The sequence below is a fragment of the Phaeospirillum tilakii genome (genome assembly GCF_042683125.1).
In the GTDB taxonomy this organism is placed as follows: domain Bacteria; phylum Pseudomonadota; class Alphaproteobacteria; order Rhodospirillales; family Magnetospirillaceae; genus Phaeospirillum; species Phaeospirillum tilakii.
In genome coordinates, this window is record NZ_JBHUIY010000129.1 from 1 (window position 1) to 544 (window position 544).

Below are 544 nucleotides of genomic sequence, written 5' to 3' on the forward strand. Positions count from 1 at the left end.
TGCGGGAGATGAGGATCGAACGGCCGAACCAGGTATGGGCGATGGATATCACCTACATTCCCATGGCCCGGGGCTTCGTCACCCTCGCCGCCGTGGTCGACTGGTACAGTCGCCGGGTGCTGTCCTGGCGGCTGTCGATCACGATGACGACGGATTTCTGCATCGAGGCGGTCGAGGAGGCCCTGGCGAAGCACGGCAAGCCGGAGATCTTCAACACCGACCAGGGCAGCCAGTTTGCTGCTCCGCGCTGCCCTTCGGGTCACCTCGGGCGACTTCGTCGGCCTCATGGTCGCCAACCGCATCGAGATCAGCATGGACGGCAAGGGATCCTGGCGCGACAACGTCTTCGTCGAGCGGCTGTGGCGCTCGGTGAAGTACGAGGAGGTCTACCTCAAGGCCTATGACAACGTGACCGAGGCCCGCGCCTCGCTCGGCCGCTACTTTGACTTTTACAACAGCCACAGGCCGCATTCGAGCCATGGCGGCAGAACGCCCGACCAAGCCTACTTTGACAACCTGCCCCAGATCGAGGCAGCATGATTTT

General features: G+C 62.7%; 1 pseudogene. It reads left to right on the top strand.

The features are described from left to right. A pseudogene (locus tag ACFSNB_RS18820) lies at window positions 1-540 on the top strand (IS3 family transposase); the annotation flags it as partial. Between the last annotated feature and the right edge of the window lie 4 nt (window positions 541-544).